Here is a 5,298-nt window from a genome sequence, read left to right as displayed (position 1 = left end):
TGTAGGGATACGATTTCTGACGATTTAAGATCAGTAAAATTATCTTTTTTTAAAGGGAATTCAAAAAAAAGAAGGGTTAGATGTCAAGAAACTGGCGAAATGAGTCTTTGGGTAGAGTTAAATATAGATCATAGGCAACCAAATACATTTTCCGTGATAGTTGATAGATTTATTGAGCTACACAGAATAGATTTATCTTCTGTTGAATATATTGAAATAATTGATAATGTATATGAATTTAAAGACCATACCCTTTCTGAAAAATTTAGAAAATATCATAAAGAAAAATCAAACCTCAGATTAGTAAGAAAAGAGAAAAATCTTGGGCGTTCGCATCAAGCAAGAATTAAACGGCAAAAAAAAGATTTAGTTATAGAGTAAAGTTAGAAGGCTTTGCTCCAGAATAGGAATTTGTTTTTTAAAGAGCATGTTGACCCCCTCTTTTCAAAAGGGTATGATTAAATCATACTTTTACGGAGGATCATATATGCAACAAGAAAAAGCCGAAAGAATTACAATTACTTTACCGCCAGATATGCTCGCCTCTATTAAAAAAGAGGTTAGCTCAGGCTCCTATGGTTCAACGAGTGAACTAATAAGGGAAGCCATGAGGATGTGGCAGAAAAGAGAAGAAGAGTACAAAGCAAGAATCTCTTTAATCCGTGAACGTCTGGCACATTCAAAGCAAAGCGGTGAACCAGTGCCATTTAATACAGCCTTTAAAACCATCGAGGAGATACACCAACAACGGGTAAAGAAAGAAGTCTAATGAAAACATATAAAGTCTATTTGATGCCGGATACAATCAAAGACCTTGAACATATCTATGAATATATTTGTACGCAAAGTGGATTTCCTGAAAGAGCTTGGGCATACATTGAAAAGCTTAAACTCAAATGTCAAAAGTTAGAAACTTCACCTATAAGAGGGCAGCAACGCAATGATTTAATGAAAGATTTAAGAATTTACCCTCTCAATAAAAAAACCGTTGTAGCTTTTGTCGTTGATGAATACAAACAGACTGTTATGATTCTGAATATATTCCATGGGGGTAGAGATTATGAAGCTATTATGTCTGTCCCAAGAGCATAACATTAGGCAATGATAAGCATCAATTTATAAATTTCATTTTTTTTTCATAGGTTATCTAAAATAACCAAGTCTAACTTTGAAATTTCAAAATCCCAACTTAAAAATGAACCGTATTTCACCGGTTATTTTCATGTTACATTAAACCGCAAGGAGGGTTTATGATAAAAAACCAACTCATCCCGGACCTTCACACACATTTTTATTCAAGCATGGTCCTGATCCGAAAATTCGAGGAAAAAATTGTGGCACTGAGTCAGGAGGCCGGCCGGCTGCCGGGTATGCAGATCTTAGCCAATGGCCAGGAGGCGGTTGCCACAGGCATTGTTTCAACCCTTGAACCGGAAGATGTCATTGTCAGCAACCATCGCAGCCATGGTCATCTCATTGCCAGGGGTGCCGACTTAAATTCCCTGATGGCGGAGATCATGGCCAAAGGCACAGGTGTCAATGGCGGCAAGGCCGGCACCCTGCATCTGGCAGTTCCGGATGTCAACGTTTTGATGACATCCACGGTGGTCGGTGCAGGACCACCTCTGGCCATTGGCTCAGCCTTTGCCCAACAGTACAAGAATTCCAAGGCAATTACCGTTGTTTTTTTCGGCGATGGCGCAGCAGCCGAGGGGAGCGTTCATGAAGCCATGAATCTGGCAGGCGTATGGAAGCTACCGATTTTGTTCGTATGTGAAAACAACTGCTGGGCCGGCGCACAGCGGCCTGAAGATCATTGCGCGACTCCGAATATTTTCCTGCGTGCCAAAGGATACAATATGCCCGGTCAGAGTGTGGACGGAAATGATGTGGAGGCGGTTTACAATCTTAGCCGAAAGCTGTCTCAACACTGCCGTTCCGGCAGCGGACCCGCTTTTATGGAAACATTGACTTATCGCATGCGCGGCCATGGTGAACAGGACCGGCAGCATTATGTGGACCCGAAGGAGCTTGCGATCTGGGCTAAAAAGTGTCCGATCCGTCGGTACGGCAAAAAACTCCTTGATGACGGCATTCTCAACACCGATCAGATCGAGGCCATTGACCAGGAAGCAACCAGGCGTGTGGAAGCTGCCGTGACGTTTGGTGATGCAAGTCCCTATCCCGGTCCTGAAACCGCCCTGACCGATGTATTTGTTCAACCCCTCAATACCTGAAAGGAATCGTGCCATGAGTCAAAAAACATTTGGGCAGGCTTTAAACGAAGCCCTTACAATTGCCCTGGAAATTGATGAAACTGTATTTATTGCCGGTGAAGGCGTGGGGGTTTCCATCCACCAGGACCCCAACATGGCTACTCACGGCCTTTTAGAAAAATTCGGTTCAAAACGGGTAAAGGACACACCGGTCAGCGAAGCTGCCATTGCCGGACTTGCCGTAGGCGCCTCCTGTCTGGGCCTGCGGCCGATAGTGGAAATCATGTTTTTCCCGTTCATCACCCTGGCAAGCGACATGCTGGTCAACCATGCCGGAAAGCTGCGCTATATGAGCGGCGGCAAATCCAGCTTTCCCATGACAGTAAGGGTCAAGGCCGGAGTCGGTTTTGGTGCCGGCAGTCAGCATTCTCATAACCTTGAATCCTGGATCGCACACAGCCCCGGCCTGAAAATAGTCTGGCCGTCCACACCACAGGATGCCAAGGGGTTGCTGCTCAGCGCCATATTTGACCCGGATCCGGTCATCGTGGTGGAGGACATGATGCTTTACCGGATGCCCGGTGAAGTCCCAGTCGGCGACATTCGGACACCCCTGGGCAAAGCCCGGATGGTTAGACCGGGGACCGAATGCACCATCGTGGCCTATGGCGCTGCCCTGTACACGGTCATGAAGGCGCTTGCCCCATTGAATGAACAAGGAATCTCCTGCGAGGTGATTGATCTGCGGTCCCTTGTCCCCCTGGACAAGGCCTGTATTCTCGACTCGGTTCGCAGGACAGGACGGTTGGTTGTGGTGCACGAAGCCTGTCGTTTCTGCGGGTTTGGGGCGGAACTGGCCGCCATGGTGGCCGAAGAAGCCTTTGATGCGCTTAAAGGTCCGGTAAAGCGGGTTGGTGCTCCGCAGAGTCCGGTTCCCACAGCACCCACCCATGAGAAAATCTTTAAGCCCGATCCTGAAAACGTGGTCCTGGCAGTCCGGGAGGCAATGGGAAAATAAAATCACAATTGAAGTTAAGCTAATCTTTTGGGAAGGATTTCAACAATCCAAATGAAGCGGATGAACCGCTTATTTGGGGTGTTGGATAAGTATTTCCTTTATTGCTTTACTCAATTACCTATCAACTTAGAGCATTTAAAATCATAATCATCAAATTTGGCAAAATACATGCCAAGCCGCTTATCATAGTGGTAGCCATTGTTTTGTAAGAAATATCAAAAGGCTAAATAGGGAGGTTAATTAATGAAATATTTTAAAAGTCCTATAGATAATCGTTTAGCTATATATGATCATCTTGTTGTGCATTGCACTGCAACGAAAGAAGGTCAGAATGAAGTAGATGCGGAGTGGGTTGACAGTGTGCACAGAAAAAAAGGATGGAGTGGCTGTGGTTATCACGCAGTAATTACTCGAACCGGAGAAATTCAAACTTATGATCGTGGGTTTAAGGCTCGACCTTTCAACAGGAAGGGAGCACACGTTCCCCCTGTGTCAGGATAGATGTCGCCTCAATTAAAAATTAAAGTTGGGGCATTGAGGTGACAAATATGGGACATCCTATCCAATTAAAAGAAACTGTGTTAAAAAAAGTTTTGTTGGGAAATAAAACACAATTTGAAATTGCAAGCGACTTTGGAGTAGGCCGATCCACAATCGGCAAATGGTTAAGAGAATACAAACAAAATGGAAACATAAATTTGAACTCAAAAGAAAAACGTCCCAGGGACTGGACTGCCGAAGAACGCATTTCAGCAATAATTGAAACCGGAACCATGACGGCGGAAAAAAAAGCTGCCTGGTGTCGGAGAAGCGGTATTTTTACCCATCATCTGGATCAATGGAAAAAAGATGCCATATCAGCCATTTCATTGAAAGCCACAATAGAGAAGACTGAATCTGAAAAATATTTCAAAAAAGAAATAGCAGCTCTTAAAAAAGACTTATCCCGCAAAGATAAAGCATTAGCAGAAACAGCAGCCTTGCTGGTTCTTAAAAAAAAAGCCCAGGAGATCTGGGGGGAGCCAGAGGACGATTGATCAGCCAGGAAGATAAACAAACTGTTTTGATGTTAATCTCAGAGGCCTGTAAATCTGGAGCCCGGAAAAGCAAGGCAGCACAATTGTTGGGTCTGACCATTCGAACACTCCAGCGCTGGGATCAACAGGGGGTATCAGATAAAAGGAAAGGTTCTCGAGCTGTTCCTGGTAATAAATTATCTGATGACGAAAGGGTTCAGATAGTAAATATATTAGAATCCCCTGAATTTGCGGACTCCAATCCAAATCAGATAGTTCCAAGACTTGCTGACCAGGGGATTTATCTGGGCTCTGAAGCAACCATGTACAGAATACTTCGTGAATTAAAAATGAATATACACCGTCAATCAAGCCTGCCAGCAAAGAGACACAGCCCTGATCCTTTGATTGCAAATGGCCCGAACCAGTTGTGGAGTTGGGACATAACGTATTTGCCATCAACAATAAGGGGCAGGTTCTTTTACTTGTATATGGTAATGGATTTATACAGCCGGAAAGCTGTTGCCTGTCAGGTCTATGAATATGAGTCTGGAGAGCTGGCAGCTGATTTGATAACAGATGCCTGTCTGCGTGAAAAAATTTCAAAAGACCAGATTACTTTACATTCTGATAATGGATCTCCGATGAAAGCTGCCACCATGCTTGCCAAACTTCAAGATTTGGGAGTCGTTCCCTCATTTAGCAGACCCAGAATCAGCAATGATAATCCATACTCAGAATCATTGTTCAGGACATTGAAGTATAGGCCGGAATATCCGAACAAATCATTTGAAAGTATATGTGAAGCAAGAGTTTGGGCCAATCGTTTTATTCATTGGTATAATACTGAACATCTACATAGCAGTATTCATTTTGTTACACCGGAAGACAGGCATAACAGCAGGGATATAAAAATTCTTGCAAACCGGCATGATGTTTATCAGGAAGCAAAGTTGAAAAACCCTGAAAGATGGTCAGGCAAAACAAGAAATTGGAATCCTGCTACAGAGGTTATTTTAAAGAAATTTAAAAAAGTAAAACAAATTTC

At 43.7% G+C, this 5,298-nt stretch carries 8 protein-coding genes; all 8 read left to right on the top strand.

Annotation, left to right across the window (positions count from 1 at the left end):
- Positions 1 to 381, top strand: a 381-nt coding sequence (locus K8S13_RS01070; RefSeq protein WP_291459770.1) for a hypothetical protein, incomplete at its 5' end; no start/stop codon positions are given.
- Positions 382 to 487: 106 nt separating this feature from the next.
- The gene (locus tag K8S13_RS01065; protein WP_291459768.1) at positions 488 to 769 is read left to right on the top strand and encodes a type II toxin-antitoxin system ParD family antitoxin; all 282 of its coding nucleotides are present in this window, start codon (positions 488 to 490) and stop codon (positions 767 to 769) included.
- Positions 769 to 1,092, top strand: coding sequence for a type II toxin-antitoxin system RelE/ParE family toxin (locus tag K8S13_RS01060; RefSeq protein WP_291459766.1), 324 nt, complete (start codon positions 769 to 771; stop codon positions 1,090 to 1,092). Before K8S13_RS01065 ends, K8S13_RS01060 begins: the two co-directional genes overlap by 1 nt.
- Positions 1,093 to 1,250: 158 nt before the next feature.
- On the top strand, positions 1,251 to 2,237 hold the full coding sequence (locus K8S13_RS01055) for a thiamine pyrophosphate-dependent dehydrogenase E1 component subunit alpha (protein ID WP_291459763.1): 987 nt from the start codon (positions 1,251 to 1,253) through the stop codon (positions 2,235 to 2,237).
- A gap of 13 nt (positions 2,238 to 2,250) precedes the next feature.
- The gene (locus tag K8S13_RS01050; RefSeq protein WP_291459761.1) at positions 2,251 to 3,234 is read left to right on the top strand and encodes an alpha-ketoacid dehydrogenase subunit beta; all 984 of its coding nucleotides are present in this window, start codon (positions 2,251 to 2,253) and stop codon (positions 3,232 to 3,234) included.
- Between the two features lie 243 nt (positions 3,235 to 3,477).
- Complete coding sequence (locus tag K8S13_RS01045) at positions 3,478 to 3,735, top strand: N-acetylmuramoyl-L-alanine amidase (RefSeq protein WP_291459760.1); 258 nt, start codon at positions 3,478 to 3,480, stop codon at positions 3,733 to 3,735.
- Between the two features lie 47 nt (positions 3,736 to 3,782).
- Positions 3,783 to 4,271, top strand: coding sequence for a helix-turn-helix domain-containing protein (locus K8S13_RS01040; protein WP_291459759.1), 489 nt, complete (start codon positions 3,783 to 3,785; stop codon positions 4,269 to 4,271).
- A gap of 29 nt (positions 4,272 to 4,300) precedes the next feature.
- A partial coding sequence (locus tag K8S13_RS01035; RefSeq protein WP_291459757.1) for an IS3 family transposase occupies positions 4,301 to 5,298 on the top strand: 998 nt, incomplete at its 3' end.

It is taken from the genome of Desulfobacula sp. (assembly GCF_021107415.1).
Note: the sequence above shows the minus strand (reverse complement) of the source record. Positions and strands in the feature narration are given on the sequence as shown.

Bases quoted from the DNA above. Each gene is read 5' to 3' on its own strand.
- K8S13_RS01065 (WP_291459768.1), top strand. From the start codon at position 488: ATGCAACAAGAAAAAGCCGAAAGAATTACAATTACTTTACCGCCAGAT.
- K8S13_RS01060 (WP_291459766.1), top strand. From the start codon at position 769: ATGAAAACATATAAAGTCTATTTGATGCCGGATACAATCAAAGACCTT.
- K8S13_RS01055 (WP_291459763.1), top strand. From the start codon at position 1,251: ATGATAAAAAACCAACTCATCCCGGACCTTCACACACATTTTTATTCA.
- K8S13_RS01050 (WP_291459761.1), top strand. From the start codon at position 2,251: ATGAGTCAAAAAACATTTGGGCAGGCTTTAAACGAAGCCCTTACAATT.
- K8S13_RS01045 (WP_291459760.1), top strand. From the start codon at position 3,478: ATGAAATATTTTAAAAGTCCTATAGATAATCGTTTAGCTATATATGAT.
- K8S13_RS01040 (WP_291459759.1), top strand. From the start codon at position 3,783: ATGGGACATCCTATCCAATTAAAAGAAACTGTGTTAAAAAAAGTTTTG.